This window comes from Janibacter sp. CFPM2_SD2 (assembly GCF_057364645.1).
The window spans coordinates 1-25,119 of record NZ_JBNFOF010000023.1 but is presented as its reverse complement, the minus strand read 5'-3'; the positions used below and the strand labels follow the sequence as shown (position 1 = coordinate 25,119).

At 72.2% G+C, this 25,119-nt stretch carries 22 protein-coding genes, 5 tRNA genes and 3 pseudogenes; 20 read left to right on the top strand and 10 right to left on the bottom strand.

The window, feature by feature from the left end; genetic code table 11:
* The first annotated feature begins 323 nt into the window (after positions 1–323).
* Positions 324–542, top strand: coding sequence for a hypothetical protein (locus tag AC2W7J_RS04030; RefSeq protein ID WP_485981525.1), 219 nt, complete (start codon positions 324–326; stop codon positions 540–542).
* Positions 539–1,258 carry a hydrogen peroxide-dependent heme synthase gene (gene hemQ / locus AC2W7J_RS04025; protein WP_255186140.1) on the top strand — a complete coding sequence of 240 codons (720 nt, stop codon included), beginning with the start codon at positions 539–541 and terminating at the stop codon, positions 1,256–1,258. The genes AC2W7J_RS04030 and hemQ overlap by 4 nt, the downstream gene beginning before the upstream one ends.
* Positions 1,259–1,317: 59 nt before the next feature.
* On the opposite strand, the pseudogene msrB reads toward hemQ, so the two are convergent.
* The 5 genes and pseudogenes from msrB to AC2W7J_RS04000 form a co-directional block, all read right to left on the bottom strand.
* Positions 1,318–1,734: pseudogene (msrB, locus tag AC2W7J_RS04020) on the bottom strand (peptide-methionine (R)-S-oxide reductase MsrB); the annotation flags it as partial.
* Between the two features lie 102 nt (positions 1,735–1,836).
* Positions 1,837–3,861 carry an endonuclease/exonuclease/phosphatase family protein gene (locus AC2W7J_RS04015; protein ID WP_485981524.1) on the bottom strand — a complete coding sequence of 675 codons (2,025 nt, stop codon included), beginning with the start codon at positions 3,859–3,861 and terminating at the stop codon, positions 1,837–1,839.
* Positions 3,862–3,977: 116 nt separating this feature from the next.
* A pseudogene (locus AC2W7J_RS04010) lies at positions 3,978–4,262 on the bottom strand (lamin tail domain-containing protein); the annotation flags it as partial.
* A 180-nt stretch (positions 4,263–4,442) separates the two neighbouring features.
* Positions 4,443–5,336 (bottom strand): serine hydrolase, encoded by an 894-nt coding sequence (locus tag AC2W7J_RS04005; protein ID WP_485981523.1) that lies wholly within the window; start codon positions 5,334–5,336, stop codon positions 4,443–4,445.
* Complete coding sequence (locus tag AC2W7J_RS04000; protein WP_485981522.1) at positions 5,323–6,180, bottom strand: LysR family transcriptional regulator; 858 nt, start codon at positions 6,178–6,180, stop codon at positions 5,323–5,325. Before AC2W7J_RS04000 ends, AC2W7J_RS04005 begins: the two co-directional genes overlap by 14 nt.
* Before the next feature lie 113 nt (positions 6,181–6,293).
* Here AC2W7J_RS04000 and AC2W7J_RS03995 point away from each other — a divergent pair, with 113 nt between their 5' ends.
* From AC2W7J_RS03995 to AC2W7J_RS03985, 3 genes are read left to right on the top strand one after another with little or no spacing between them, the layout of a single operon-like run.
* The gene (locus AC2W7J_RS03995) at positions 6,294–7,628 is read left to right on the top strand and encodes a penicillin-binding transpeptidase domain-containing protein (protein ID WP_485981521.1); all 1,335 of its coding nucleotides are present in this window, start codon (positions 6,294–6,296) and stop codon (positions 7,626–7,628) included.
* A complete protein-coding gene (locus AC2W7J_RS03990) occupies positions 7,550–8,221 on the top strand; it encodes a penicillin-binding transpeptidase domain-containing protein (protein WP_485981520.1) in 672 nt (223 codons plus the stop codon). Before AC2W7J_RS03995 ends, AC2W7J_RS03990 begins: the two co-directional genes overlap by 79 nt.
* Before the next feature lie 56 nt (positions 8,222–8,277).
* Positions 8,278–9,360, top strand: a complete 1,083-nt coding sequence (locus AC2W7J_RS03985; RefSeq protein ID WP_485981519.1) for a DNA polymerase domain-containing protein — start codon at positions 8,278–8,280, stop codon at positions 9,358–9,360.
* Positions 9,361–9,446: 86 nt separating this feature from the next.
* Here AC2W7J_RS03985 and AC2W7J_RS03980 read toward each other — a convergent pair whose 3' ends face one another.
* On the bottom strand, positions 9,447–10,505 hold the full coding sequence (locus AC2W7J_RS03980) for an ATP-dependent DNA ligase (RefSeq protein ID WP_485981518.1): 1,059 nt from the start codon (positions 10,503–10,505) through the stop codon (positions 9,447–9,449).
* A gap of 512 nt (positions 10,506–11,017) precedes the next feature.
* Between AC2W7J_RS03980 and AC2W7J_RS03975 the strand changes: the two genes are divergently transcribed.
* Complete coding sequence (locus AC2W7J_RS03975) at positions 11,018–11,713, top strand: alpha/beta hydrolase family protein (RefSeq protein WP_485981517.1); 696 nt, start codon at positions 11,018–11,020, stop codon at positions 11,711–11,713.
* A gap of 20 nt (positions 11,714–11,733) precedes the next feature.
* Here AC2W7J_RS03975 and AC2W7J_RS03970 read toward each other — a convergent pair whose 3' ends face one another.
* Positions 11,734–12,411 (bottom strand): dihydrofolate reductase family protein, encoded by a 678-nt coding sequence (locus tag AC2W7J_RS03970; RefSeq protein ID WP_255186146.1) that lies wholly within the window; start codon positions 12,409–12,411, stop codon positions 11,734–11,736.
* Between the two features lie 46 nt (positions 12,412–12,457).
* On the opposite strand from AC2W7J_RS03970, the gene AC2W7J_RS03965 reads away from it, so the two are divergent.
* The gene (locus tag AC2W7J_RS03965; protein ID WP_485981516.1) at positions 12,458–13,327 is read left to right on the top strand and encodes a polyphosphate kinase 2 family protein; all 870 of its coding nucleotides are present in this window, start codon (positions 12,458–12,460) and stop codon (positions 13,325–13,327) included.
* 15 nt (positions 13,328–13,342) lie between these two features.
* On the opposite strand, the gene AC2W7J_RS03960 is transcribed toward AC2W7J_RS03965, so the two are convergent.
* Positions 13,343–15,016: an acyl-CoA dehydrogenase family protein gene (locus tag AC2W7J_RS03960; RefSeq protein WP_485981515.1), complete on the bottom strand. Its 1,674-nt coding sequence runs from the start codon at positions 15,014–15,016 to the stop codon at positions 13,343–13,345.
* Between the two features lie 121 nt (positions 15,017–15,137).
* On the opposite strand from AC2W7J_RS03960, the gene AC2W7J_RS03955 reads away from it, so the two are divergent.
* The 8 genes from AC2W7J_RS03955 to AC2W7J_RS03920 all read left to right on the top strand — a co-directional run bounded on the left by AC2W7J_RS03955 (position 15,138) and on the right by AC2W7J_RS03920 (position 18,036).
* Positions 15,138–15,210 (top strand) — tRNA-Gly (locus AC2W7J_RS03955).
* A 31-nt stretch (positions 15,211–15,241) separates the two neighbouring features.
* Positions 15,242–15,313 (top strand) — tRNA-Val (locus tag AC2W7J_RS03950).
* Positions 15,314–15,543: 230 nt separating this feature from the next.
* Positions 15,544–15,616: transfer RNA gene (locus tag AC2W7J_RS03945), tRNA-Gly, on the top strand.
* A 25-nt stretch (positions 15,617–15,641) separates the two neighbouring features.
* Positions 15,642–15,712 (top strand) — tRNA-Cys (locus AC2W7J_RS03940).
* 26 nt (positions 15,713–15,738) lie between these two features.
* A tRNA-Val gene (locus tag AC2W7J_RS03935) sits at positions 15,739–15,813 on the top strand.
* Positions 15,814–16,089: 276 nt separating this feature from the next.
* Entirely contained in the window at positions 16,090–16,635 is a 546-nt protein-coding gene (locus AC2W7J_RS03930; RefSeq protein ID WP_485981514.1) for a SigE family RNA polymerase sigma factor, read from the top strand.
* A complete protein-coding gene (locus AC2W7J_RS03925; RefSeq protein ID WP_485981513.1) occupies positions 16,632–17,444 on the top strand; it encodes a hypothetical protein in 813 nt (270 codons plus the stop codon). Before AC2W7J_RS03930 ends, AC2W7J_RS03925 begins: the two co-directional genes overlap by 4 nt.
* Before the next feature lie 52 nt (positions 17,445–17,496).
* Positions 17,497–18,036: a PH domain-containing protein gene (locus tag AC2W7J_RS03920; protein WP_485981512.1), complete on the top strand. Its 540-nt coding sequence runs from the start codon at positions 17,497–17,499 to the stop codon at positions 18,034–18,036.
* 33 nt (positions 18,037–18,069) lie between these two features.
* Here the strand turns inward: AC2W7J_RS03920 and AC2W7J_RS03915 are convergent, their stop codons facing one another.
* On the bottom strand, positions 18,070–20,283 hold the full coding sequence (locus tag AC2W7J_RS03915; protein WP_485981511.1) for an MMPL family transporter: 2,214 nt from the start codon (positions 20,281–20,283) through the stop codon (positions 18,070–18,072).
* Between the two features lie 192 nt (positions 20,284–20,475).
* On the opposite strand from AC2W7J_RS03915, the gene AC2W7J_RS03910 reads away from it, so the two are divergent.
* The 3 genes from AC2W7J_RS03910 to AC2W7J_RS03900 are packed head-to-tail and all read left to right on the top strand — an operon-like array spanning position 20,476 to position 23,224.
* Positions 20,476–21,357, top strand: a complete 882-nt coding sequence (locus AC2W7J_RS03910; RefSeq protein ID WP_485981510.1) for a hypothetical protein — start codon at positions 20,476–20,478, stop codon at positions 21,355–21,357.
* The gene (locus AC2W7J_RS03905; protein ID WP_485981509.1) at positions 21,306–21,836 is read left to right on the top strand and encodes a hypothetical protein; all 531 of its coding nucleotides are present in this window, start codon (positions 21,306–21,308) and stop codon (positions 21,834–21,836) included. Before AC2W7J_RS03910 ends, AC2W7J_RS03905 begins: the two co-directional genes overlap by 52 nt.
* A complete protein-coding gene (locus tag AC2W7J_RS03900) occupies positions 21,833–23,224 on the top strand; it encodes a condensation domain-containing protein (protein ID WP_485981508.1) in 1,392 nt (463 codons plus the stop codon). The genes AC2W7J_RS03905 and AC2W7J_RS03900 overlap by 4 nt, the downstream gene beginning before the upstream one ends.
* Positions 23,225–23,249: 25 nt before the next feature.
* Here the strand turns inward: AC2W7J_RS03900 and AC2W7J_RS03895 are convergent, their stop codons facing one another.
* Positions 23,250–24,104, bottom strand: coding sequence for a helix-turn-helix domain-containing protein (locus AC2W7J_RS03895; protein ID WP_485981507.1), 855 nt, complete (start codon positions 24,102–24,104; stop codon positions 23,250–23,252).
* Positions 24,105–24,333: 229 nt separating this feature from the next.
* Between AC2W7J_RS03895 and AC2W7J_RS03890 the strand changes: the two genes are divergently transcribed.
* Positions 24,334–24,756 carry an MmcQ/YjbR family DNA-binding protein gene (locus tag AC2W7J_RS03890; protein ID WP_485981506.1) on the top strand — a complete coding sequence of 141 codons (423 nt, stop codon included), beginning with the start codon at positions 24,334–24,336 and terminating at the stop codon, positions 24,754–24,756.
* A gap of 21 nt (positions 24,757–24,777) precedes the next feature.
* A pseudogene (locus AC2W7J_RS03885) lies at positions 24,778–25,119 on the top strand (anthranilate synthase component I family protein); the annotation flags it as partial.

Here is a 25,119-nt window from a genome sequence, read left to right as displayed (position 1 = left end):
CGACCGCGCTCGCGGGCATCGACCACGCGTCGATGGCCGTCATCGACGATCGCCCTGCCCGCGGCGGCGGCACCCGCACTGCCGGGCAGCGGCTTCCTCGTGCCCGCGGTCGACGGCCGCACGATCAAGGCGAGCACCTTCTCCGCGAGCAAGTGGGCGTGGGTGCGCGAGGCCAGCGACGAGGTCGTCCTGCTGCGCGCCTCCGCCGGTCGTGCGGGGGAGGTCGCGGCCCTGCAGCGCGACGACGACGAGCTCGTCGCCGTTGCGCTCTCCGAGATCGGCCAGGCCCTCGGTGCACCGTTGCCGGCGCCGTCGACCACCACGTGCAGCGGTGGGGCGGCGGGCTGCGCAGTACGACTCGGCACACTGAGCGGGTCGCCGCCGTGCGCGCGGCGGTCGCCGAGCTGCCCGGGATCGAGGTCACGGGCGCGGCCTACGACGGTGTGGGCATCGGTGCGGTCCTCACCGGGGCCGCCGCCACGGCCACCACGATCCTCGACGCACTTCCCCCTTCGTCCACCCCTCGACAGGAGCCCCGATGACCACCAGGCCCGTCCCCGCCAAGCCCTCCCGCGAGCAGCTCGAGGCGATCAACAGCAGCGTGCACTACGCGATGTTCTCCGCCTTCGCGCTCGTCACGCCGATCGGCGACGACGACCGCGCGGCGATCACGCGCGAGGTGGAGGAGCTCTTCGCGGAGCTCACCGAGGACGGCGTGCGCATCCGCGGTGTCTACGACGTGGCCGGGCTGCGCGCCGACGCCGACGTGCTCGTGTGGTGGCACGCCGACGACATCGAGCAGCTGCAGGACGCCTACAAGCGACTGCTGCGCACCGAGCTCGGCGCGCACCTCGACCCGGTGTGGTCCAACGCCGCCGTCCACCGTCAGGCGGAGTTCAACCGCAGCCACGTGCCGGCCTTCCTCGCGGGGGAGGAGCCGCGCGACTACGTGTGCGTCTACCCCTTCGTGCGCTCCTTCGACTGGTACGTCATCGACGAGAAGGAGCGGCGCACGATGCTCGCCGAGCACGGCGCGATGGCCCGCGACTTCCCCGACGTGCGCGCCAACACGATCCCCGCCTTCGCCCTGGGCGACTACGAGTGGATCCTCGCCTTCGAGGCCGACGAGCTGCACCGCATCGTCGACCTCATGCGCGAGCTGCGCGCCTCCAAGGCCCGCCTGCACGTGCGTGAGGAGATCCCCTTCTTCACCGGCCCGCGGGTGAGCGTCGAGGCGCTCGTCGCCGGCCTGCGCTGACGACATGCCTCGGGGCACCGATGGTGGGCCCCGCCGGAGAGGCTCGAGCCCCGCTGCGTGGGCCGGAGCGTCATCGAGATCGAGTTGATGCAGTAGCGCTGGTCGGTCGGGGTGTCGTAGCCCTCGCCCTCGAAGACGTGGCCCATGTGGCTGCCGCAGTTTGCGCAGCGGACCTCGACGCGGGGGCGGCCGGGGAGGGAGTCGTCCTGGATGTACTCGACCCGGTCCTCGGCGAGCGGGGTGTAGAAGCTCGGCCAGCCGCAGTGGCTGTCGAACTTCGTGTCCGAGGTGAAGAGCTCGGTGCCGCAGGCGCGGCAGGCGTAGACGCCCTCGGTCTTGGTGTCGGTGTACTCACCGGTGAAGGGCCGCTCGGTCCCGGCGGCCCGCAGGACGGAGAACTCGTCGGCCGACAGCTCCTCGCGCCACTGCTCGTCGGACTTGGTGACCGCGTAGTCGCGGCCGGTGGGCTCCATCATCGTCTGGCTCCTCGTCGATCGGTCTGCTCATCATGCAACGCGACGGCCCCCGGAAATCATCCGGGGGCCGTCGCACGCCGTGGTGGGCGAAGGGAGGTCAGCTCACTTCTTCAGGTCGAGGTGGACGACCTGCGGGTCGTGGTCGCTGTCTTGGTCGGCGAAGGGTGAGTTGGTGTGGACGATGTCGTAGGTGAAGGCCGGCCGCTGGCCCTTGCCGGGACGGAAGGGGCCGACCTTCGTGTCGAGCGTCGCCAGGGCCGGCGAGACGAAGATGTGGTCGAGCACCTGGCTGTTGCCCTCGTAGACATAGGTCCACCGCTCCGACTCCGGCAGGGTGCGCGGCAGGTCGGTCAGGGCCTTCGACCCGGAGCCCTCGACGATGTCGGCGAGGATGTCGCTCGTCTCGCTGAACTCGAAGTCGTTGACGTCGCCGGCGACGACGAACTTCGCCTGCGGGTCGGCCGCGAGCAGGTCGTCGGCGAAGGCGCGCACCTCACGGGCCTGCTCGTGGCGGGCGTCCTCGCTCGAGCGCACCGGCTGCTGCCAGCGACCGAAGAGCGGGTCGTCGCCCCCCTTCGAGCTGAAATGGACCGCGGCGACGAAGACCCGCTCACCGCGGTAGCGGTACTCGCCGACGAGCGGCTTGCGCGAGTCGTCGAAGGCCGCCGACGAGGGGGCGATGCGACCGGGCGACTCGGTGAGGTGGGCGCCCTTCTTGTCCGCGACCACGTCGGTGGCGTGGTCGGCGGCACCCGAGCTGCGCTCGACGAAATCGATGTCGCGGTCGGTGCGGTGGAGCAGGACGTTGCGGATGTTGCCGCCGGGCTGACCGCCGTCGGTCTTGTCCTGCGGGTCGACCCAGTGGGCCTCGTAGGTGGGTCCGCCCGCGGACTCGATGGCGGCGATGAGCTTGTCGGTCGTCGCGCTGGAGTCGACGGTGCCGTCGTCGGTGGGCCCGCTGTTGTCCTGGACCTCCTCGACGGCGATGACGTCGGGGCTGCGCAGGTTGGTGACGACCTGACCGGCGAGCCGGTCGAACTTGCTCTGGTCGTTGCTCGGCGCGAGGTTCTCGACGTTGAAGGAGGCGACGGACAGCTCGCGGTCGTGCTGCGGCTGGGTCACCTCACGCTCGAGCCCGCCGCCCTCGACGGTCGGGACCTGCGTCGCCAGCAGCTTGAAGTTGGCGAAGGAGTAGTCGAGCGGGCCGGCGACCAGACCGGGCAGGCGGTCGCGCACGTCGGCGTCGGGCAGCGAGCCGCTCGGCAGCAGCACGTCGTCGACGAGCACCCGCATCGCATTGGGCTGGTCGTAACCGCCGTAGACGACACCACCGGCCGACGAGCGGGTCGCCTCGACCTGCGATCCGGGGACGACGGGGATCTCGTAGCCGGTCGGCCCGACGACCTGCGCGTCACGGACGGCGACCTGCATGCCCTCCATCGACTCGTAGAAGTCGATCGCGTCGCGGTCCGGGCGGAAGCCAGCCTCGGCGTACTCGACGCTCTTGGGGTCCTCTGCGTCGATGGTCTGCTGCGGCGCGGTGCGGTCCTCGCCGAGGACGACCGGCTCGGGCACCTCGCCGGAGCCGGTGCGGGTCACGACGGGGGAGACGATCTCGGTCGTCGTGAGGTTGTCCCATCCGCTCGAGCCGCCGGGGCGGAACTCGTCGACGACCCCGTCGACGCTCGCCGTGTCACCGACGGCGACGGTCGGCGTCGAGCGGGTGTAGACGAAGATCCCCTCGGACGTCGCCTCGTCGTCGTCCGGCGTCGTGCTCTGCAGCCAGAAGCCCGAGGGCGAGACCGCGGTGACGACGCCCTCGACGCCGTTGACCTTCGACCCGTCGAAGGGGGAGATGTGGTGGCTGCCCTGGATCTCGGCGATGGTCTCGGGCTCGTCGACCGGCGGCTCCCCGCCGTCGTCGGGCTCGCAGACGACCGGCGTGGTCGAGGAGTTCTGCGGGGTCGGCGCGCCGACGGCGAAGTCGGCGGCGTTGTTGTCGGTGTCGACGCACACGTCGGTGCGCGCCACGGAGGTCTCGTTGCTCGTCGCGTCGGCGGCAGCGCCCTCGGCGGTCGTGGCCGCGCCCCATCCGAGGCGGTCGGCGACCTGGCCGTCGGGTCGCACGATCTCGACGCGGGCCCGGAGGAGGACATCGGCACGGTGCCCGTGGCATCCGGCGTCGGCAGCGCGGGCAGCGAGGTGTTGGCGCCGTCGGCCTGCTTGACGAGGTAGCGCCCGCCCGCGACGACCTGGCCGCTCAGCGACGTCGTCTGCGGCGTGGTGCCGCTCGCGGAGTAGTAGCGCAGCGTCCAGCCGGTGAGGTCGACGTCGGCCTGGCCGCGGTTGGCGAGCTCGACGAAGTCGCTGCGCAGCGTCGCGCGCGAGTTGCCACCCCCTCCGTAGGCCTCGGAGATGACGAGGTCGGGCGAGGCGGCGGAGGCGCTCGGGGCGAGTACCGCGAGGCCGGTGAGGCCGAGCGGCGCGACGGTCAGTGCCGCGAGCACGCGGCGACGACGGGAGGGCATGTGGGCTCCTGGGAAGGGGTGGGTGTGGCCACGGGCACAGTAGGACCACCGGGTGCTCCGCGCAGCGCGAGCGGGTGAACGTCGCGTGACGATCACGCGTCGGGACGAAGGGGGCCCACCTCCGATCCGCGGGTGTCCCGTGCTGGCCGTCCGTGCGGTCCTCCCGGTCGGGCACCCGCGTCAGCGCCGCAGCGGGGTGCGCAGGGGGTGGACGACGCTCGCGGCGACCTGTCCGATCGCGGCGTCGACGACGGGCAGGTGCTGCTCCGGCCGCGCGGAGCGGGTGAGGACCGCGACGGCGATCGGCACCTCGCCGGGGAAGGTCACGACACCGATCTCGTGCCGCAGCGTGCCGAGGGTTCCGGTCTTGCCCGCGACCGTGACGTCGTCGTGGGGCAGTCCCGAGCGCAGCCGGTGCGACCAGACCTGGCGGGTCATGGCCGTGCGCACGACGTCGCCGTGCGGGCCCGGCACGAGCGTGGGCCCCCACAGGTCGGCGAGGAGCCCGGTGAGGCTGCGGGCCGAGGCCGCCGTGGCGAGAGCCGGGTCGTAGTTGCTGGTGGCCACGTCCCGGTGGATGTCGGCGAGTGCACGCATGTAGGCGCTCGCGTCGGTGGTGCCGGTGTCCGACTGCCCCCGGGCCAGGGCATCGTGCGTGCCGCCTCGCACCCGGATGTCGTGCCCGTGGGCGTCGAGCACGCCCGTGACCCGGTCGGGGCCGCCGAGCAGGTCGAGCAGGTGGTCGGCGGCGGCATTGTCGGAGACGGTGAGCATGAGTCGCACGAGGTCGCGCGAGCTGACCTCGACGGCGTCGTCGAGGACGGACAACCCCGTGGGGCCCGGGGTGCGACCGTCGGGGCGAAGGGAGAGCCGCTGGCAGGGGTCGAGGTGGCCGGCGTCGGCGTCGAGTGCCCACACGAGGGCGAGAGCGGCCTTGTAGACCGAGGCGATGGGCACGATCTCGTCGGCATCCAGCCCGAGGTCGTCGTCGGGGTCGTCGACCCGGCGGGCGTGCACCCAGCCGCGGCAGCCGGCGTCGCGCAGGATGTCGCCGACCCGGTCAGCCGGTCGCAAGGCGGGCCTCCAGCGCCGCGATGACGAGGTCGCGCGCAGGGTCTGCCGGGGCCAGTCGGGCCGAAGCGACGCGCACCCGCAGGTCGACCTCCGGCCCGATGACCGACCGGAGCTGGGTGGGCAGTTCGCTCGCCGGGTGGACCGAGCAGGCCAAGCCCGCTGCGGTGAGGGCCAGCGACTCTGCCGGGGTGGCGACGCCGCGCAGGGGGCCGGTGCACCCCGCGCGCCGCAGGGCGTCGACGAGCTGGTCGTGCGCAGGGGGGTTGTCCGAGCGGGGGGTGTGGGCGATCGGCAGACCCAGGTCGGTGGGGCGCTCACCGGCGCGGTCGGCGGAGACGGCAAGGACCCGGGGGAGCGTGTGGACCGGTCCGGCATCGAGGCCGTCCAGCACGGCAGGGTGCTGGAGGACCGCGAGGTCGAGCTCGCCCCGCGCCAGCTGGTCGACGAGCGCGGTCGTCGGCGCGATGACCGGTGACACCGCGGTCCCGGTGGGTCGCAGGACCTCGGCGGCCAGCGAGGCGCACTCGACGAGCAGGGGTCCGAGGTCCGGGGTCAGCCCGAGGCGACGCGGCCGCGCGTCCTCGGCCCGGTCGGCGGCCTCACGGTCGAGGTCGTCGGCGGCATCGAGCACGTGCTGCGCCTGCGGGAGCAGGGCCGTGCCGGCCTCGGTGAGGCGGACCCCGCGCGCACGCCGGTCGAAGAGCCGCAGACCCCATCGGCGCTCGAGGCGCTGTATGCCCTGCGAGAGCGGTGGCTGGGTCATGCCGAGCTCGTCGGCCGCGTGCCCGATGTGCAGCTCCTCCGCGACGGTGACGAAGTACCGCAGGTGCTTGATGAGGTCCACGCGACGAGACTAGTGACTCTGACATATTCATCGGATATGTCATCCAGTCCGTCATGCACTTTGCGCTATGGGCGCGGCTGCGGTGCGATGGAGGTCCACGACGAGGAGAGACCATGCCCGTGACCGACCTGCCCCGACGTCGTCGCCGACGTGCTCTCTCGCTCGTGGCCGCCGCAGCGGCACTGGCTCTGCTCATCGGGGCGGGTGGCTTTTGGTGGACCCACCGCGACTCCGACACGGCCGCTCTGCACGACCTCGGTGAGCGGGTCGCCGCCGACCTGGCGGGCGGGCGTGTCCCGGCCGATCTGGCCGTCACCTCGCCTACCGACGCGCAGGCTGGCCTCGACGAGGTCCTCGCGGGCATGGGGAGCATTCGTCCCGACGTCAGGGTGCGCGATGTCGAGGCCGCCGACGACGGCCGGACCGGCCGGGTGCGCCTCGACCTGTCGTGGACCGTCCACGAGGGCAAGGCGCCGTGGACCTATCCCGTCGACCTGCCCGTGAGCCGGAAGGGCGACGTGTGGTCGGGGGAGTGGGCGCCGACCGTGCTCGTCCCGGACCTGCGCGAAGGGGAGGTCCTGCGCGCCACCCGCGTGGACGCCCGACGCGGCACGGTCCTCGGCGACGGTGGCGAGGCCCTGGTCAAGCCGCGCGCCGTCGTGCGCGTGGGCATCGACCGGGGACAGGTCTCCGCCTCGACCGCGGGCAGGTCCGCTCGGGAGCTGGCACGGGCCGCGGACGTGAGTGCGACCCCCTTCGTCCGGGCCGTCGAGGCCGCCGGGGACAAAGCCTTCGTCGAGGCGATCGTCCTGCGGTCCGATGCTGCGGAGCTCGCTGACCTGCGGCGTGCCGCCTCCGACATCACGGGTGCTCGCCTCGTCGACGCGACGATGGACCTGCCGCCGTCGTCCGGCTTCGCGTCGGCGGTGCTGGGCCGCGTCGGACCGGCGACCGCCGAGACCATCGCCGCCGACCCGCAGGTGCGCGACGGTGACGTCGTCGGACTCAGCGGTCTGCAGGCCACGTACGACAAGCGCCTGCGGGGGACGAGCGGCTTCGTCGTCGAGGCCGTCGCCACGGACGACACGGTCCGTGAGCTCCACCGACTCGACGCCGTCGACGGCAAGCCCGTGCGGACCACGCTGAGCACCAACCACCAGACCGCGGCCGAGGACGTGCTCGCCGAGGTCCCGAAGGCCGGGGCCGTCGTGGCGATCAGGCCGTCCGACGGTCACGTCCTCGCGCTCGCGGGGGCGAAGGGAGGTCAGCCCACGGCGACGCTGGGCCAGTACCCGCCGGGATCGACCTTCAAACCGGTCACGGCGCTGGCCCAGCTGCGTGGCGGCGCCACGCCGCAGAGCCGGCTGCAGTGCCCTCGCACCATGAGGTCGAGGGGCGGGAGTTCAAGAACTACGACGACTTCCCCTCCGGGCGCACCGGCGCCATGACGCTCACCGACGCGATCGCGACCTCGTGCAACACCGCTCTCATCGGTGCCCGTGACCGTCTGCCCGATGACGGACTTCGCTCTGCGGCAACGGCTCTCGGGATGACCCAGCAACCCTCGCTGGGCGTGCCGTCGGCGATGGGTACGGTGCCGGGGCGCCCGCGGGGGACCGACCTCGCTGCGACGAGCATCGGCCAGGGCGAGGTCGTGGCCACACCGCTCGCCATGGCCACCGTCATGTCGAGCATCGTCGCCGGCCATCGGGTCACCCCCGTCCTGCTCCCCGACCGTGACGCCCGACCGGCTGCCGGTGGGGAGCCGATCACGGCGGGCGAGGCGGAGCAGCTGCGGGGGCTCCTGCGCGCCGTGGTCACCGAGGGGTCGGCCAGCTTCCTCGCCGACAACCCGGGCGGCCCGGTCATCGCCAAGACGGGCACTGCCGAGTACGGCTCCGACACCCCGCCACGTACCCACGCCTGGATGATCGCCGCCCAGGACGACCTCGCCGTCGCCGTCTTCGTGGAGGACGGTTCGGGTGGGGCCTCGGTCGCCGGGCCGATCGCCGACCGCTACCTGGAGCTCGTGCGCCGCTAGGAGGACGAAGGGAGCGACCCGCCCCCTTCGTCGGTGGCAGCCCATACGCTGACCGCATGGCCAAGACCCCCGCCGTCATGGTGCCCGCCGGCGACCGGGAGGTGCGCGTCTCGAGCCCCGACCGGGTGATCTACGAGGCCACCGACCGCACCCCCGAGATCACGAAGCTGCAGGTGTGCGAGTACTACGCCGCCGTGGGCGAGGCGATGATGCGCCAGATCGGCGAGCGCCCCACGGCGATGGAGCGCTGGCCCGACGGGTGGCGCGAGGGGATGCGCCTGGCGGTCGGGCCACGGGACAAGGACGCCGACGGCTTCTACCAGAAGCGGCTGCCCCGGGGAGCGCCCGAGTGGATCGAGACGGTCGGCATCACCTTCCCGAGCGGCCGTGGTGCCGAGGAGCTGTGCCCGAGCGAGCCGGGGGCGCTCGTGTGGGCGGCGCAGATGGGCACGCTGACCTTCCACCCGTGGCCGGTGCGCCGACCGGACGTCGACCACCCCGACGAGCTGCGCATCGACCTCGACCCGCAGCCGGGCACGACCTTCGCCGACGTCCAGCGGGTCGCCGGCGTCGCCCGGGAGCTCCTCGAGGATCTCGGCATGCGCGGCTACCCGAAGACGAGCGGCAACCGCGGCATCCACGTCTACGTGCGCATCGAGCCGCGCTGGTCCTTCGAGGACCTGCGGCACGCGGCGATCGGCTTCGGCCGCGAGCTCGAGCGGCGCGACGACGGGGTGACGACGGCCTGGTGGAAGGAGGAGCGCGGCGAGCGGATCTTCGTCGACTTCAACCAGAACAACCGCGACCGCACGATCGCCGGCGCGTGGAGCCTGCGCGCCCGGCCCGGTGCTCCCGTGAGCACCCCGATGACCTGGGAGCAGATCGCCGAGGTGACCGACCCGGCCGAGCACAACATCCTGACCGTGCTCGACCACCTGGCCGGCGGCGACCCGTGGGCCGACATCGACGAGAGCGCGCACTCGCTCGAGCCGCTCCTCGACCTGTGGGAGGCCCTGCCCGGTGGTGAGCTGAACTTCCCGCCCGACTACCCGAAGATGCCCGGCGAGCCGCCCCGGGTGCAGCCGAGCAAGAAAGTCGCGTCGCACTGGGACGAGGACGGCAACCGCATCGAGGAGTAGGTGCGTTGGCCCGCCTGCGTGACGGTCTGCTCACCTGTGTCACGCCATCGGGTCACACACGTGCACATGTCGTCACTCAGGCCAGATCAGTCGAGGACCTCGCCCAGGTCGTAGGCCGCGGCCCGGTCGATCTGGTCGAGCGTGCACGACTCGGGATCGCGGTCGGGCCGCCAGCGCAGGAACTGCACGGTGTGCCGGAATCGCCAGCCCTCGAGCTGGTCGAAGGCGACCTCGACGACCCGCTCGGGTCGCAGCGGCACGAAGCTGACGTCCTTGCCCGAGCTGAAGCGTGAGCGGTCGGTCTCGGCGTGCTCGATGTTGCCGTCGGCGTCGCGCCGCACGAGCGGCTCGAGCTCCTCGACGAGCTCGAGCCGCCGCTTGGCGGTGAAGGCCGCGATGCCGCCGACGTTGAAGAGCTGCCCCTCGTGGAAGAGCCCGAGGAGCAGCGAGCCGACCCCCTGGCCGGACTTGTGCACGCGATAGCCGGTGACGACCGCCTCGGCGGTGCGCTTGTGCTTGATCTTGAGCATCGTCCGCTTGCCGGGGGAGTAGGGCGAGGCGAGCGCCTTGGCGACGACCCCGTCGAGCCCGGCGCCCTCGAAGCGGGTGAACCAGTCGCGGGCCTCGTCGGCATCGCGGGTGACCCGCGTCAGGTGCAGCGGCGCCCCCTTCGCCATGCCCTCGAAGAGCGTCTCGAGCCGCTGCCGCCGCTGGGCGAAGGGAGCGCCCGCCACGTCCTCGTCGCCGACGGCGAGCAGGTCGAAGGCGATGAGCTCCGCGGGCGTCTCCTGCGACAGCTTGGTGATCCGCGACTCGGCCGGGTGGATCCGCTGCCCGAGGGCCTCCCAGTCGAGGCGCTGGTCCCCCGGCTCGCCACTGCGGACGACGACCTCGCCGTCGACGACGGCGCTGCCGGGCAGGTGCTCACGGATCGCGGCGACGAGCTCGGGGAAGTAGCGGGTGAGCGGCTTCTTGCCCCGGCTGACGAGCTCGACGTCGTCGCCCTCCTTGCGCACGATGCACCGGAAGCCGTCCCACTTGGGCTCGTAGGAGTAGCCACCCTCCACGGCATCCGGCGCGGGCACGTCCGTGACGGCCTTGGCGAGCATCGGGTCGAGCACGAGGTCAGCGGGAAGTGGTGTCACTCACCACATTCTGCCCGCGAGCCACGACATTTGAGACGATGACGCCGTGACTCAACGGACGGTGGCCGAGCGGGCCCTGACCTACGGCGCGGTCGCCGCGGGATCCGCCCTCATGGGCGCCGGTTCGGTGTGGGTCGGGGCGGGCACCTACTTCGCGCGCAAGGTGCTCACCCCCGACCTCGTCCGCCCCGACGACACCCGGATCCACGTCATCCACTCGGACAGCGTGACCCTCTCCGGCACCCCCGACCTGCTCGTCCCCGGTCGCTACGGACTGTGGCTGGACGGCGGTCGTGGCCACGCCCGCATCGGTGGGGTCGTCGAGGTCGACCACCGCCGGCAGCGGGTGCGCCGTGAGCTCCTCGGCGTCGACGAAGGCGTGCTGCAGCCCGGGACGGCCCGCTTCAACGGCTACTACTACGGCCGCGACCCCCGGGCCGACCTTGGCCTCGAGACCCAGGACGTCGTCGTGCCCGCGGAGCTCGGGCCGATGCCCGCGTGGGTCGTGCCCGGTGGCAGCGGCGACCGGTGGGCCGTCCTCGTCCACGGGGCGCGGTGCGCGCCGGCACGAGACGCTGCGTGCCATCCCGGCGCTGCACGCCGCCGGCCTGACCTGCCTGGTCCCGAGCTATCGCAACGACGGCGACGCCCCGCGCGGTCCCGACGGGCGCTACAACCTCGGCCTGTCCGAGTGGCGCGACATCGAGGACGCCGTGCGCCTGGCGCTCGCCCGTGGCGCCCGCGAGATCGTGCTCGTCGGGTGGTCGATGGGTGGGGCGATCGTCCTGCAGTTCCTCGACCGCTCGCCCCTCGCCTCCGACGTCTCCCGGGCGGTCCTCGACGGTCCGGTCGTCGACTGGGGCGACGTGCTGCGGCACCACGCAGAGCTGCACCGCGTCCCCGCGCCCGTGTCCCACCTCGGCAGCGCGCTCATGGGCAAGCACTGGGCCCGTCGCCTCGTGGGCGTCAGCGAGAGCGTCGACGTCGCGAGGACCAACTGGGTCACCCGGGCGGAGGAGCTCGAGCACCAGATCCTGCTCATCCACTCGCGTGACGACGAGTTCGTGCCCGTCGGGCCGAGCGAGGCGCTCGCCGCGGCACGGCCCGACCTCGTGACCTTCGAGCCGTGGTCCCTCGCCCGGCACTGCAAGGAGTGGAACGTCGACCCGCGTCGCTGGACCGACACCGTCCTCGACTTCGTCCGCTAGCGCCGACTGCCGTCAGCCGGTCAGCGGCTCACCCGCCACAGGCCGAGGAGGGTCCCGTCCTCCTCGAGCAGGTGTCGGCACGACAGGCGAAGGGCGACCCCGTCACCGTCGAGGATGCGCGGGTGGTCGACGCGGCGCCCTCCGACGACCTGCGGGGTCCACGACAGGCCGAGCTCGTCGACGAGTCCGGCGCCGGCGAGGTCCGCGGCCAGGGAGGGCCCCCCTTCGCACAGCACGTGGGGCCCGAAGGTCTCCCGAGCACGCTCGAGGACCTGTGCCAGGTCGACGGTCTCGTCGCCGCACAGCCAGGTGTTCTCCTCCTCGTCGATGCCGGCGGCGCTCGTCGTCGCGAGCACGACATCGGGCTCGCCCCGAAGGGTCTCGGGCAGGTGCCCGCGGCGCGAGACGACGACGAGGGGCATGTCGGCGCTGCCGTAGCCCTCCGCGCGGGCGGTGCCGGCGCCGACGAGCAGGACGTCCGCCGCGAAGCGCATCGCCGTGAAGGCGCGGTGGTCGGCGGAGGAGTTGATCGACCCCGAGAGCCCGTCGCTGCCGGTGGCGGCGCCGTCGAGGGTCGTGACGAAGTTCAGCCGCAGGAGCGGACCGTCGTGGGCGTAGAGCGCGTCGAGGGTCTCCTCGTCGACGTCGGAGCCGGGGGAGACGTCGGTCGCCGCGTCGTCGGCGCTGAGGATCCGCATGGCGCGAGTCTGCCCCACGAGACCCCCGCCCTGACATGATGCGGCCATGGCCAAGGACAAGAAGTCAGCCAAGACGTCGTCTGCCACGTCCTTCCGCGAGGTGCTGCGTGCCGACCCCGGCACCGACCTGTCGAAGATCGACCCCCATGGCACACCCGGCTTCGACGGGGACAAGGCCGCCGGGCAGGCCGCGCTCGCCGAGCTCGCCGATGTCGTGTCCGAGCTGCAGGAGCGGCTCTTCGCCGAGTCCAAGGCGGGCGGCGGTCGCAGCGTCCTGCTCGTCGTGCAGGGGATGGACACCGCCGGCAAGGGCGGCATCATGCGACACGTCGTGGGCGCGGTCGACCCCCAGGGCGTCGACATCACGAGCTTCAAGGCGCCGAGCGCCGAGGAGCGCAAGCACCCCTTCCTGTGGCGCATCCGCAATGCGCTGCCCGAGCCGGGGATGATCGGGGTCTTCGACCGCAGCCACTACGAGGACGTGCTCATCGTGCGGGTCCACGACCTCGTGCCGCGCGCGCAGTGGTCGCGCCGCTACGGGCAGATCAACACCTTCGAGGAGACCGTCGCCGACAAGGGCACGACGATCATCAAGGTGATGCTGCACATCAGCAAGGACGAGCAGAAGGAGCGCCTCACCGAGCGTCTCGACCGCCCGGACAAGCACTGGAAGTTCAACCCCGGCGACATCGACGAGCGCGAGCACTGGGACGACTACCAGGAGGCCTACCAGGCCGTCATCGACAAGTGCTCGACCGAGGTCGCGCCCTGGTATGTCGTGCCGGCCGACCGCAAGTGGTTTGCCCGCCTGGCCGTGATGCAGCTGCTCAAGGAGCACCTCGAGGAGCTCGACCCGCAGTGGCCGAAGGCCGACTTCGACGTCGCCGCCGAGCAGAAGCGGCTCAAGAAGTCCTGACCCCCCGGCCGCGGGTCAGGCGGTGACCGAGGCGCGCTCGATGGCGGTGGGGGCCGCCGCGGCCACGAGGCCGGCGTCGAGCGTGCCGAAGCTGCCTCCCTTCGCCCCGCCGAGCCTCGACTCGACGAAGGCCTCGGCCAGCTCGGCGGGCGAGTGCAGCACCATGAGGCTGCCCTGGAGGGTCAGGGCCAGCCGCTCGACGAGCCGGCGGGCGCCCGTGGCGGCCTCGACCCCGTCGAGCGCGGCGAGCCCGGCGCAGTCGCGCTCCACCTCGTCGAGCGCGGTGTCGAGCGTCGTGAGCCGGCCCCGGGCGACCGAGGCCTCCTTGAGCAGCGCCATGAGTGACGCCGGCTCGCGGCCGATCGCGCGCAGCACGTCGAGCGCGTTGACATTGCCCGAGCCCTCCCAGATGGAGTTGAGCGGCGCCTGCCGGTACAGCCGAGCCATGCCGTTCTCCTCGACGTAGCCGTTGCCGCCGAGGCACTCCAGCGCCTCCGCGACGAAGGGGGAGGTCCGCTTGCAGACCCAGTACTTGCCGACGGCGACGCCGAGGCGGGTCAGCTCGGTCTCGCCCTCGTCGACGGCGTGGGCCAGCCGCATCCCGAGGAGGGTCGCGGCCTCCGACTCGAGAGCGAGGTCGGTGAGCACGTTGCGCATCAGCGGCTGGTCGACGAGCAGCGCGCCGAAGGCCCGACGGTGGCGGGTGTGGTGGACCGCCCGCGTCAGGGCCGTGCGCATCGTGCCGGCGGAGCCGAGCACGCAGTCGAGGCGGGTCGCCGAGACCATGTCGATGATCGTGCGGACCCCGCGCCCCTCCTCGCCGACGAGCGCGCCCCAGGTGCCGTTGAGCTCGATCTCGGAGGAGGCATTGGACCGGTCGCCGAGCTTGTCCTTGAGCCGCTGCAGGGCGAAGGGGTTGCGCGTCCCGTCCTCGAGCACCCGGGGGACGAGGAAGCAGCTCGGCGCGGCCTCGGGCGAGGTCTTGGCCAGGACGAGGAAGACGTCGCTCATCGGGGCGGAGCAGAACCACTTGTGCCCGGTGAGCCGGTAGGTCTCGCCGGTGAGCGGGCCGCCGGGGGTGCGCACGGCGAGCGTGGAGTTGGCCCGCACGTCGGACCCGCCCTGCTTCTCGGTCATCCCCATGCCGGCGATCGCCCCGGCCTTGGTCCCGACCTCGCGCAGCCCGAAGTCGTAGTTGCGGGAGGCGAGCTTGGGCGTCCACCGCTCGGCGAGCTCGGGGGAGTGGCGAAGGGCGGGGACGGCCGCGTTGGTCATGGTGATCGGGCAGATGTGCCCCGGCTCGACCTGGCTCCACGTGAGGAAGCCGGCGGCGCGGGTGACGTGGGCCCCGCAGCCCTGCGGTCGGGTCCACGGCACGGCGGTCAGGCCCGCGGCGGTCGCGTGGCCCATGAGCGCGTGCCATGCGGGGTCGAACTCGACCTCGTCGATGCGGTGGCCCCAGCGGTCGTGGGTCACGAGGCGGGGGATGTTGCGCTGGGCCCGGTCGGCGAGCTCGGTGGCCTCGGGGGACCCGGCGAGCCGACCGAGCGCGGACAGGTCCCTCGTGGCCCCGGCGAGGTGCTCCGTGGGAACCCACCGCTCGACACCTTGTGCGACAACGGGATCGCTCGCGAAGACGTCGTGACCCCCGTAGGGCGGGACCTGGTTGGTGACCTCGTGCGTCGGCATGACCGCACGATACGGCCAGCGACGGACAGGGATCCCGGCAGCGTTCACCCTCGGTTTGGAATCTGGCCTCGCTCTGGGCTACTCTCGCTCAGCGCGGTCAGCAGAGATGCCGACAGCGAGTGCGGATGTAGCTCAGTTGGTAGAGCGCAACCTTGCCAAGGTTGAGGTCGCCGGTTCGAGCCCGGTCATCCGCTCTGATGGCGCCACTCCGGTGGCGCCGTCCCCGGGCGATTGGCGCAGCGGTAGCGCGCTTCCTTGACACGGAAGAGGTCACTGGTTCAAACCCAGTATCGCCCACCGAGAGTCCCTGTCCGCTGGCGCGGCCAGGGACTTCGTGTTTCCAGATGCTGCACGTGGAGGCCCCGGACGGGAGAGCGGTCCGGGGCCTTCGTCGTGCTCGGACGTGGGCCTCGGGAGGGGGCGGACGCCGGTGGCGGCGCGCCGTCCGGGCCGGGTTGGGAGTCTCGGGGGCCATGGGTTAATGTTTCTCCTCGTGCCCCGCGTTACAACGCGACCTGGCGGGGCGTGCGGATGTAGCTCAGTTGGTAGAGCGCAACCTTGCCAAGGTTGAGGTCGCCGGTTCGAGCCCGGTCATCCGCTCAGAAGGTTGAAGACCACCTTCGGTGGTGGAGTGGCCGAGAGGCGAGGCAACGGCCTGCAAAGCCGTCTACACGGGTTCAAATCCCGTCTCCACCTCGACCATGCAGACACCTGCATGACCCGGGCGATTGGCGCAGCGGTAGCGCGCTTCCTTGACACGGAAGAGGTCACTGGTTCAAACCCAGTATCGCCCACCAGTCCCTGTCCGCTGGCGCGGCCAGGGACTTCGTGTTTCCCAGAAGCCATCCCTGTCCGCTGGTGCGGCAGGGACTTCGTATTTCTAGAAGCAGATTCTTCCCACGTCAGCCAGACAGGCCCCGATCCGTCCGCGGACCGGGGCCTTTGTCGTGCTCCAGCGTCCCGTGCGCACCCTCGCTCCGCAAAGATCGTCGTGGGGACCGACCGATCGGCGGGCTGCACCGTGATGTCTGGTGAGAGCAACCGGAGAAGGGGAGAGCATGAAGGACACCGAGGTGGAAGCCTTCAGGGAGTTCGCCGGTGCGGCCATCCCGCAACTGCACCGCATCGCCCTCGCGGCCTGCGGCGACCGCCACGACGCCGACGACCTGGTCCAGACCACGCTGGAGAAGATGTGCGGCGCCTGGAGCCGGATCGAGCGCCGCGACGAGCCGCCCATGGCCTACGCCCGCACCGTGCTCGTGCGGGCATTCATCGACAGCGGTCGACGGGCCTGGCGCCGGTCTGAGCGCTCCTTCGAGATCCTGCCCGAGACCGCCTTCGCCGAGCGCGGCTACGGCCAGGTCGACGACACCCCCGGCCTCTACGCGGCCCTGAGCACGCTCACCGCCCGACAGCGTCTCGTCGTCGTCCTGCGCCACGTCGAGGGTCTGCCGGTCGCCGAGGTCGCGCGCGTCCTCGGGTCGAGCGAGAGCAACGTCAAGTCGGCATCGGCCGAGGGGCTGGCCCGGTTGCGCCGGGCCCTCGCGAGTCCCGCCGACGCCCGCACACCCACCCACCCGGCAGCACGCCGGGTCGTCACCCAAGGAGCCCAGCGATGACCCGCACCGTCCTGCAGCCGTCCGACGAGGAGCTCGCTGCCCGCCTGCTCGCCGAGCTCAACGCGATGCCGCCGAGCATCGATGTCGAGGCCACGGTGACCGGCGCGCGACGGCACCGCCGACGTGCCGTCGTCGCGACCGCGGGAACGGTGGCCGGTGGCGTCGCCATCGTCGCCGGCGTCGTGGGGCTGGGCCTGGCCAACATGCCGCGGTCCGAACTGGCCTGTCGCCCCCGCCGCGCCGCCACCATGAGCGGGTGCACGCTGGCCCCGGCCACCTGCGACCCCGACGTCATCGACGCCTGGGTCGACGAAAAGGTCGTCGGCGGCACGACGACGGTGCACATCGGTGAGTACGGACCGTCGCCGACGGGCGACGGCGAGGGCACGACGATGGGCGCCTACGAGTCGCTCGTCACCGTCTACCGCGACCGCTCGGGGTCCAAGCCCCCCGAGATCGTCGGCGAGATCACCGTCTCGGTCAGCACGAGCGTGCAGGCGGACCGCCTCGTGGCGCTCAACGAGAACGAGGGCACGCTGACCGAGCGCGAGTCGACGTGGCAGGTCGGCGATGAGGAGGTCACGGCCCGCGTCCTCGACATCGACCGCGGCCTGCAGACCGAGGGTGACATCGACCAGCTGTGGATCGTCGAGGAGGGCCAGTCGCACGGTGCCCTGATCGTGTGGGCGTCGAGCTTCAAGGGCGCGGGCCGGTTCGTGCCCAGTGACGGCAGCGGTCCGGGCGTCACCGATGCCTCGGTCCAGGACCTCATCACCCGACTGCTCACCGAGCCGCCGGAGCAGGGCTGACCCAGGGGTCGCATCCTGCCGCGACGTCCCGTCCGGTGGCAGGATGCGACCCATGGGCCTCAAGGACAGCCAGCTCTCCGACGGCGAGGAGATCCGCCTCGAGATGCACACGCACTGGAAGGCGCTGGTCCAGCCGCTGCTGGTCCTCGTCGTCCTCGTCGCGATCGTCGTCGCCGCAGCGATGCTCACGCGGGACTCCGACCAGGCCGGCTGGATCACGCTCGTCGTGGGGGTCGTCGCGCTGCTGCTCGCCGTCGTCGGGGTGCTCCTACCGCTGTGGCGCTGGCGGTCGACCCACTACGTCTTCACCAACCGCAGGGTGAGCCACCGCTACGGCCTGCTCACCAAGCACGGTCGCGACATCCCGATCTACCGGATCAACGACGTCGCCGTCGAGAAGGGCCTGCTCGACCGCATGCTCGGCTGCGGCAGCCTGATCATCTCCGACGCGACGGACAAGGCCGGGATGGAGCTGCACGACGTGCCGCACGTCGAGCAGGTCCAGGTCGAGCTGCAGAACCTGCTCTTCGCCGCCGACGACGGCAGCGACGACGGGGAGTGGCCGCCCACGGAGCCGCGCCGCCGACGGTGACCGGCTCCGGCGTCCGGAGCCGGCCGGTCGGACTTACTCGGTGATCCCGAACCGCGCGTGGAGGCGCTTCATCCACCGCGGCGCCCACCAGTTCCACTCGCCGAGGACCGACATGGTCGCCGGGACGAGCAGCATGCGCACGAGGGTCGCGTCGATGACGATCGCCAGCACGAGGGCGACACCGGTCTCCTTGACCGCCAGGACCCGCGCCAGGACGAAGCCTCCGAAGACGATGCACATGAGCAGCGCGGCGCTCGTGATGATCTTGCCCGAGCGCTGCAGGCCGAGCCGGACCGCCTCGTTGGTCGAGTGGCCGCGCTCGTGCAGCTCGACGATGCGCGAGAGCAGGAAGACCTCGTAGTCCATCGACAGCCCGAACCCGAAGGCGAGGACGAGCACCGGGATCGAGACCTCGACCGCCCCGACCGAGTCGTAGCCCAGCAGCCCCTCGAGGTGGCCGTCCTGGAAGACCCAGACGAGCACGCCGAGCGATGCGCCCAGCGAGACGATGTTCATCAGCAGCGCCTTGATCGGGACGACGACCGAGCCGGTCATGAGGAAGAGCAGGACGAAGGTCGCGAGCACGACCGTGCCGATGGCCAGCGGTGCCGTGTCGGCGATCGAGCCGGTGAAGTCGGCGAGGTCGGCTGCCTGGCCGCCGACCTTGGCGTCGAAGGGGGGACGCTCCTCGTGCAGGTGCGTCACGAGGTCGCGCGTGCCGGGCCCGAGCGGACCGTCGGACGTGCGCAGGTCGACGCTGCGGACCGTCTGCCCGTCGAGCGTGCCGATGGTGACCACCTCGGCGGACTCGACACCGGGGAGGTCGCGGGCATCCCCCTTCGCCCAGTCCTTGACCTCGTCCGCCTCCGCCGTGGTCACGACCTGCAGGTCCGGGGAGGCGAGGAGGGGGTAGTCGCGGCCGAGGTCCTCGAAGAAGGTGCGCTGCTCGTTGTCGGCCGGGAGCAGCTCGACACCCGAGGAGGTGACCTCCATGCGGGTGGCGGGCAGGGCCATGGCGACGAGTGCGGCGAGGACGAGACCGACGACGAGCCACGGGGCGCGCTGCACACCGCCGGCGAGCGAGGCGAAGACGCCGGTGTCGGAGGTGCGGTTGGTGCGGCCACGCAGCAGGCGGCGGGCCGACAGGGCACAGATCGCGGGCACGAGGGTGACGGCCACCAGAAGGCAGAGGACGACGACGGAGACGCCCGCGGCGCCGGCCGCCTGCATGAAGACGGTCGGGAAGAAGAGCAGACCGGACAGCGCGATGGCCACGGTGACCGCTGAGAAGACGACCGTGCGTCCGGCGCGGTCCACGGTGCGCCCGGTGGCCTCGACGACGAGCTCGCGCGCGTCCGAGCCGAGCGGTTGGCCGTCGAGGAGGTCGCGCATCTCCTCGCGAAACCGGGAGACGACGAGCAGCCCGTAGTCGATGCACAGGCCCAGCCCGAGCACGCTCACGATGTTGACGACGGTCGCGTCGAGGTCGATGAGGTGGGAGAAGCCCCACAACGAGGCGAGGGCGCCCCCGATCGAGGCGATGGCTCCGGCGATCGGGATGCCCGCGGCGAGGAAGCCGCCGAAGACGAGGACCATGACGATGAAGGAGATCGGCAGGGCCATGCCCTCGCCGACCTTCATGTCGGTCTCGACCTGGCCGACGACCTCGTCGACGAGGTCGGCGACGCTCCCGCGCTGGCTGCTCGTGCCCTGGGAGCCGAGGACGACCTGGTCGAGCTGGACGTCGACGTCGCGTCGCACCTTCGCCAGCTCGTCGTCGCTCAGGGTGCTGTCGTACTCGACGACGGTGAGGAACCCGTAGCGGCGGTCTCCGGGCTCGTCGACGACGAGCGGCTCGGCACGGGGGTTCTTGACGCCACCGTCGAGGACGAGCGGGTTGACGACCGAGGCGACCCCGTCCATCTCGTGGATCCGGCGGAGGGGCTCGGCGACGCCACGGCGGACGAAGGGGTCGGTGGCCGGCGACCCCGAGACCATGAGGGTGTCACTGGCCAGCTCGCTGCCGCCGGAGTCCGTGATGAGGTCCCGGGCTTCTTGGGCCTCACCGGGCGTGGTCATCTCGCCGCTGTGCAGCCGGTCGAAGAGACCTTCGCCGGTGACCCCGCCGAGCGCGAGCGCGAAGAAGGCCGCGACGAGTGCGACCCAGGCCCCGACGATCGCCCACGGGTGCCTGGCCGTGCCGGAGCCGAGTCGGTGCAGGAGGGTGCGGCGGTCTCGGCTGGTCACCGGGTCAGCCTGCCACCCGGGCGAGCCCCGGGCGTCCCGGCGGCCGGCCTTGCTCACGATGTGGCGCGGATCCGTTGCGGCACAAGCGGATTCGCGACGCCGAGGGAGGTCCAGATCACACCGGGAGCGGTCGCGAGACCTGCGCTCCGCTGCGACGCTTGCACCGCACCTCACCGACCCCAGGAGGCCTGCATGATCCCCTGCACGCTGGCCGACCAGGAGCTGCGAGGCGGTGATGTCACCCGCTGGGAGCTCGACGTCACGACGCTCGCACGCTGGAGCGAGCAACCCACCGACCCGCGTCCCGCGAGCTTCGACCAGCAGGGCCGCCTGCACGAGGACCCGGACGGCACGGCCCCCTCGTCGGCGTGGATCGGCCTCTCGGTGCTGCTCCCGGACGCGACGCCGAAGAGCCTGCGCGCCACTCTCACCGCATGGGTGCGACAGCACGAGTCACTGCGCAGCCGCCTCACCCTCGACGACGGCAACATCCGTCGGAGGACCCTGCCGGCCGACGCCGTCGACGTCACCGCGACCGCGCTCGGCGACCACGACGAGGAGGCGTTGCGAGCGCTCCTCGTCGACGAGTTCCACACCCGGTGCCGCCCGAGCGCGGCGCCGGCCTTCGCCATCTTCACCGTCGAGGTCGACGGGGGCCACGTCGTGCACGGCGCCTTCGACCACATCACCTTCGACGGATTGTCGGCCTACGCCGCGGTCGGCGCCCTGGCCGGACTGCACACCGCGATCGTCGCCGGCCTGCACGAGCCGCACACCTCCCCGAGCCACGTCGAGACGACGACGCTCGAGCGCGCCGTCGGTGACGGGCTGGGCGACGACGACGCACGCCTGCGACCGTGGCGGGACTTCCTCGCCGGGGGGTCGGTGCCGGGTGCCCCCGCTGCGTCCGGGATCGACCCCGAGGCCGCTACGAGCACGACCTCGTGCGCCACGACATCTGCGACGGCGACGTCGCTGCCACCCTCGACCTGCTCTACGCCGCCGAGGGCATCCCGACCGGCATGCTCTGGACCGCGCTGCTCATGCAGGCGATGGGCGACGAGGTGCACGTGATGGTCTCCACCCACGGGCGGCCCTCCGCCTTGTGGACCGAGTCGGTCGGGTGGTTCGCGGGGGTCGCCCCCTTCGCCCTGAGCATGCCGGCAGGTGCCACCTCCCGCGACTGGGTCCTCGCAGCCGTCGACAGGTGGCGCGCGTCCGCGCCGGCCGCTGCGCTCCCGCTCGGCCTCGTCCACCGGGTGCTCGACGTGCCGGTCGCCCCCCAGGTCGTGCTGTCGACGATCGACGGGTCGCGGGTCGAGGGCCACGAGTGGTGGCGACCGCTCGAGGCGAGGATCCTGCTCGGCGACGTCCCGCCGAGCAGCCAGACCCATCTGTGGCTGACGATCCTGCCCGAGGGCGTCAGCCTCGTCACTCGGCTGCCGCTCGCCCCGGGCAGCCGCGACTGGCTCGACGGCGTCGCCGCACGCCTCGCCCGGCTCGTCGAGGTCGAGACGTCCGCCCCCTTCGTCCAGCCGGAGCTGTCCGCATGATCAAGATGCAGCGCATCACCGACCGCGACACGATCGGCGGCGACTACCTCGCCTTCGTGCCGACCGCCGGGATGGAGCGTGCGATCGCCACGGCGACGCCGGGGGACCGGCAGCCGTCCTACATGCAGGCCGCGCACCTGGACCTGCGCTCCGACACGCTCGGGACGGGTGCGCAGGACGACATCTGGCTCGGCTTCACCTACCGGATCCCCGGGCGCCTCGACGCCGACGCCCTCGCGCGCACGATCTCGCGCTGGGTGCGCCGGCACGGCGTCATGCGCGGCTGGTTCACCCGCGACGAGCAGCGCCCGACCGGCTGGGCCCGGGTCGACCTCGCGCCGGAGGACATCGCCTTCGAGCCCCGGGGCGAAGGGAGTGTGGCCGCGGCGGACGTCAATGCGCGGGTGAGCGACGACTTCCGGGCCGGCTGCAACCCGCTGGGCCGCATCGGCTACTGCTTCCGGGCCGTCGTCGCCGAGGACGAGACGGTCCTCTACCTCGGGCTCGACCACAGCTACACCGACGGGTTCTCCTTCTTCCTCGTCTTCTTCGAGCTCGACGCGATCTACCGCGAGGAGACCGGGGGAGAGGCGATCGAGCTGCCGCCGGTCGGTGACTTCATGGACTTCGCGCAGGCCGAGCGCGAGAGCACCGCCGACGTCGACCTGACCCACCCCGCCCTCGCGGCCTGGGCCGGCTTCTGGTTCGCCGGCGACGAGGAGCTGGGCCGCTTCCCGCTGCCCCTGGGGACGACCCCGGACCAGCCCGTGGAGCTCGAGCGCTACCACGAGCCGCTGCTCACGGGCGATGAGGCGGCCGCCCTCGACGGCGTCGCCGAGGGGCTTGGCGTCCGCACCACCCAGCTCGTCTACGCAGCGGTCGGGATGGCCGCGCGGGAGCTGGGCGGGGCGCAGAGCCTGCGCTTCCTCAACCCCGTGCACACCCGCGACGCCCCGGAGTGGCTGCTCGCCGCCGGGTGGTTCATCAACGTCATGCCGGTGCACGTCGACGTGGCCGAGGGAGACCTCGTCGAGGTGGCCGGACGCGTCCGGCAGTCCTTCCGGGAGGCACGCGGGGCGTCCGCGCTGCCGGCGAGGCAGGTCTACGACGTCGTCGAGCAGACGCTCGGCGCCAAGCTCTCCGAGGTCGGGGAGCGCTTCATGCTGTCGTACATGGACCTGCGCCACCTGCCCGGCGCGGCGACGTGGGGCGACGCCGACGCGGTGCTCGTCTCGCGCGGGGGTCGGGACAGCAATGTCACCGCCTGGGTCATGCGGGAGGAGTCGGCGATGCACGTCCTCGCCCTGCTGCCCGGCACGCCCGAGGCCGAGGAGAGCGTGCAGCGACTCTTCGCCCGGGCCGGGGAGCACCTGCGCGCCCTGCTCTGACGTCCTCCTCAGGGGACCCTCCGGCTCACCACTGCCAGGTGAAGCCGAAGGCGCCCGGGCCCGCGTCCTCCAGGACGATCGACGCGCTGCGGTCGTCGTCGAGGGTCACGGCCTCACCCAGGACCAGCTGTCCTCCGGGTGGGCACTCGACCCGCGTGATCGCGGCCGGCGCCACCTCGAACTCCACCGACACGACGACCGACCGGGCCGTGTGCGGTGGCCCCCACACGAAGCCGTCGCTGTCACTCAGGTCGGCGTCCGGTGCCACCTCGTCGATGATCTGGTAGGCGTAGGCGTGCATCTCCCCCTTCGCCAACCGCCGGGGGAGGCCCACCTCGAAGACGACGACATTGCTGTCGGGGAAGTCCTGCCGGCCCAGCAGGGAGCACCCGAGCAGCGGGACGAAGCGCATGTCCGCCGCGCACGTCGTCTCGTCGCCGCCCTGGACGCTGAAGACCCGCTCGAGGCCGTCCTCGACGGCGGCGATGGAGGTCTGGCACCCAGTGCGGGTGATGCGGCGGTTGGCCGCGACGCTCGTGCGCCACACCTGGCTGATGACGCGGTAGGCGCCCAGCGAGAGGCGGGTCAGGGCGTCGATCTGCTCGAGCTCGCTGAGCCCGGGGTCGAGCAGCTCCTCGAAGGTGATGAGCCGCTCGGTCGCCCAGGCGTGCATGAACTCGGTCTGCTCCTGGGGCGTGAGGCCGAGCGCGACGGCGATCTGCTGCAGCGTGGCGATCTGCGGGGTGAGGATCTCACCGCGCTCGAGGCCACGGATGGTCCGCACGCTCACTCCGGAGTGGTCGCTGAGGGCGCCCTGGGTCAGGCCCTCCTCGCGGCGGACCCGACGTAGCCACGCGCCTCCCCGTGCTGCCCGACTCATGCTCCAAGGGTGCACCAGCGGCGGCTCCGGTGGGGCGCAGACCACACCCCCCGGCATGTCGAAGGGGGCCGTTCCCGGCGTCGGTAACGGCCCCCTTCGACGATCTCCCCCGGAGCGATGTACTTGTGCGTACCCAACGGTAGGTCTGTGGCCGCGGTGGACTCCAGTGATGGCGGCAAGGTTGCCGCTGGATTGCCGCTTGTGCGGACCGCCACGGGGTAGGAGGGCCATGCCTACTGTGGAGCGCATGGCGCACCCGCTGATGTTCGACGACGACGATCCGCTGCTGGCGCGCGTCCGCGGGCTGGCCCTCGCCCTGCCCGGCAGCGACGAAAAGGTCAGCCACGGGCACCCCGCCTTCTTCACGACCAAGGTCTTCGCCTACTACGGCGGCTCGATCAAGGTCGACGGGCAGTACGAGCAGCACGGCACCTCGCTCGTCGTCCAGCCGGACGAGGAGGAGGCCCGCGCGCTCCTGCAGGACCCCCGCTGCTACCGGCCGGCCTACCTCGGGCCGAGCGGGTGGGTCGGTCTCGACCTCGACGACGGCACCGACTGGGACGAGGTCGCCGAGCTGCTCGAGATCTCCTACCGGCGCACCGCCGGCACGCGGCTCGTCGCCCGCCTGGACGCGGAGCGCGGAGCCGACTGACCCGCCGCCTATCCTCGTCGCGTGGAGTTCGCGCGCTTCGGGTCGACGACGTGGTGGGACTCGGTCGAGGTCAGCCACGACCCGGCCGACCTCGAGCGTGGTCGGTGGGCCGTCGTCGTGACCTTCGAGGGCGCGCTGACCGCCGTGCGCTTCGCGCGTCGGGACGAAGGGGGGAGCGCCCCCGGTGACGCCGCCCGCTGGCCGGCGGTCACGGACTGGCGCCCGTCGCTCGACCGAGCCGCCTACGTCGCCGGGGTCGAGGAGGTCCGTCGCCGCATCGCGGCCGGCACGGTCTACCAGGTCAACCTCACGACGGTGCTCTCGGCGCCGCTGCCCGACGAGGCCCGGCTGCCCGACCTCGCC

Bases quoted from the DNA above. Each gene is read 5' to 3' on its own strand.
- hemQ (WP_255186140.1), top strand. From the start codon at position 539: ATGACCACCAGGCCCGTCCCCGCCAAGCCCTCCCGCGAGCAGCTCGAG.
- AC2W7J_RS03995 (WP_485981521.1), top strand. From the start codon at position 6,294: ATGCCCGTGACCGACCTGCCCCGACGTCGTCGCCGACGTGCTCTCTCG.
- AC2W7J_RS03985 (WP_485981519.1), top strand. From the start codon at position 8,278: ATGGCCAAGACCCCCGCCGTCATGGTGCCCGCCGGCGACCGGGAGGTG.
- AC2W7J_RS03970 (WP_255186146.1), bottom strand. From the start codon at position 12,411: ATGCGGATCCTCAGCGCCGACGACGCGGCGACCGACGTCTCCCCCGGC.
- AC2W7J_RS03965 (WP_485981516.1), top strand. From the start codon at position 12,458: ATGGCCAAGGACAAGAAGTCAGCCAAGACGTCGTCTGCCACGTCCTTC.
- AC2W7J_RS03960 (WP_485981515.1), bottom strand. From the start codon at position 15,016: ATGCCGACGCACGAGGTCACCAACCAGGTCCCGCCCTACGGGGGTCAC.
- AC2W7J_RS03925 (WP_485981513.1), top strand. From the start codon at position 16,632: ATGACCCGCACCGTCCTGCAGCCGTCCGACGAGGAGCTCGCTGCCCGC.
- AC2W7J_RS03920 (WP_485981512.1), top strand. From the start codon at position 17,497: ATGGGCCTCAAGGACAGCCAGCTCTCCGACGGCGAGGAGATCCGCCTC.
- AC2W7J_RS03910 (WP_485981510.1), top strand. From the start codon at position 20,476: ATGATCCCCTGCACGCTGGCCGACCAGGAGCTGCGAGGCGGTGATGTC.
- AC2W7J_RS03905 (WP_485981509.1), top strand. From the start codon at position 21,306: ATGCTCTGGACCGCGCTGCTCATGCAGGCGATGGGCGACGAGGTGCAC.
- AC2W7J_RS03900 (WP_485981508.1), top strand. From the start codon at position 21,833: ATGATCAAGATGCAGCGCATCACCGACCGCGACACGATCGGCGGCGAC.
- AC2W7J_RS03895 (WP_485981507.1), bottom strand. From the start codon at position 24,104: ATGAGTCGGGCAGCACGGGGAGGCGCGTGGCTACGTCGGGTCCGCCGC.
- AC2W7J_RS03890 (WP_485981506.1), top strand. From the start codon at position 24,334: ATGCCTACTGTGGAGCGCATGGCGCACCCGCTGATGTTCGACGACGAC.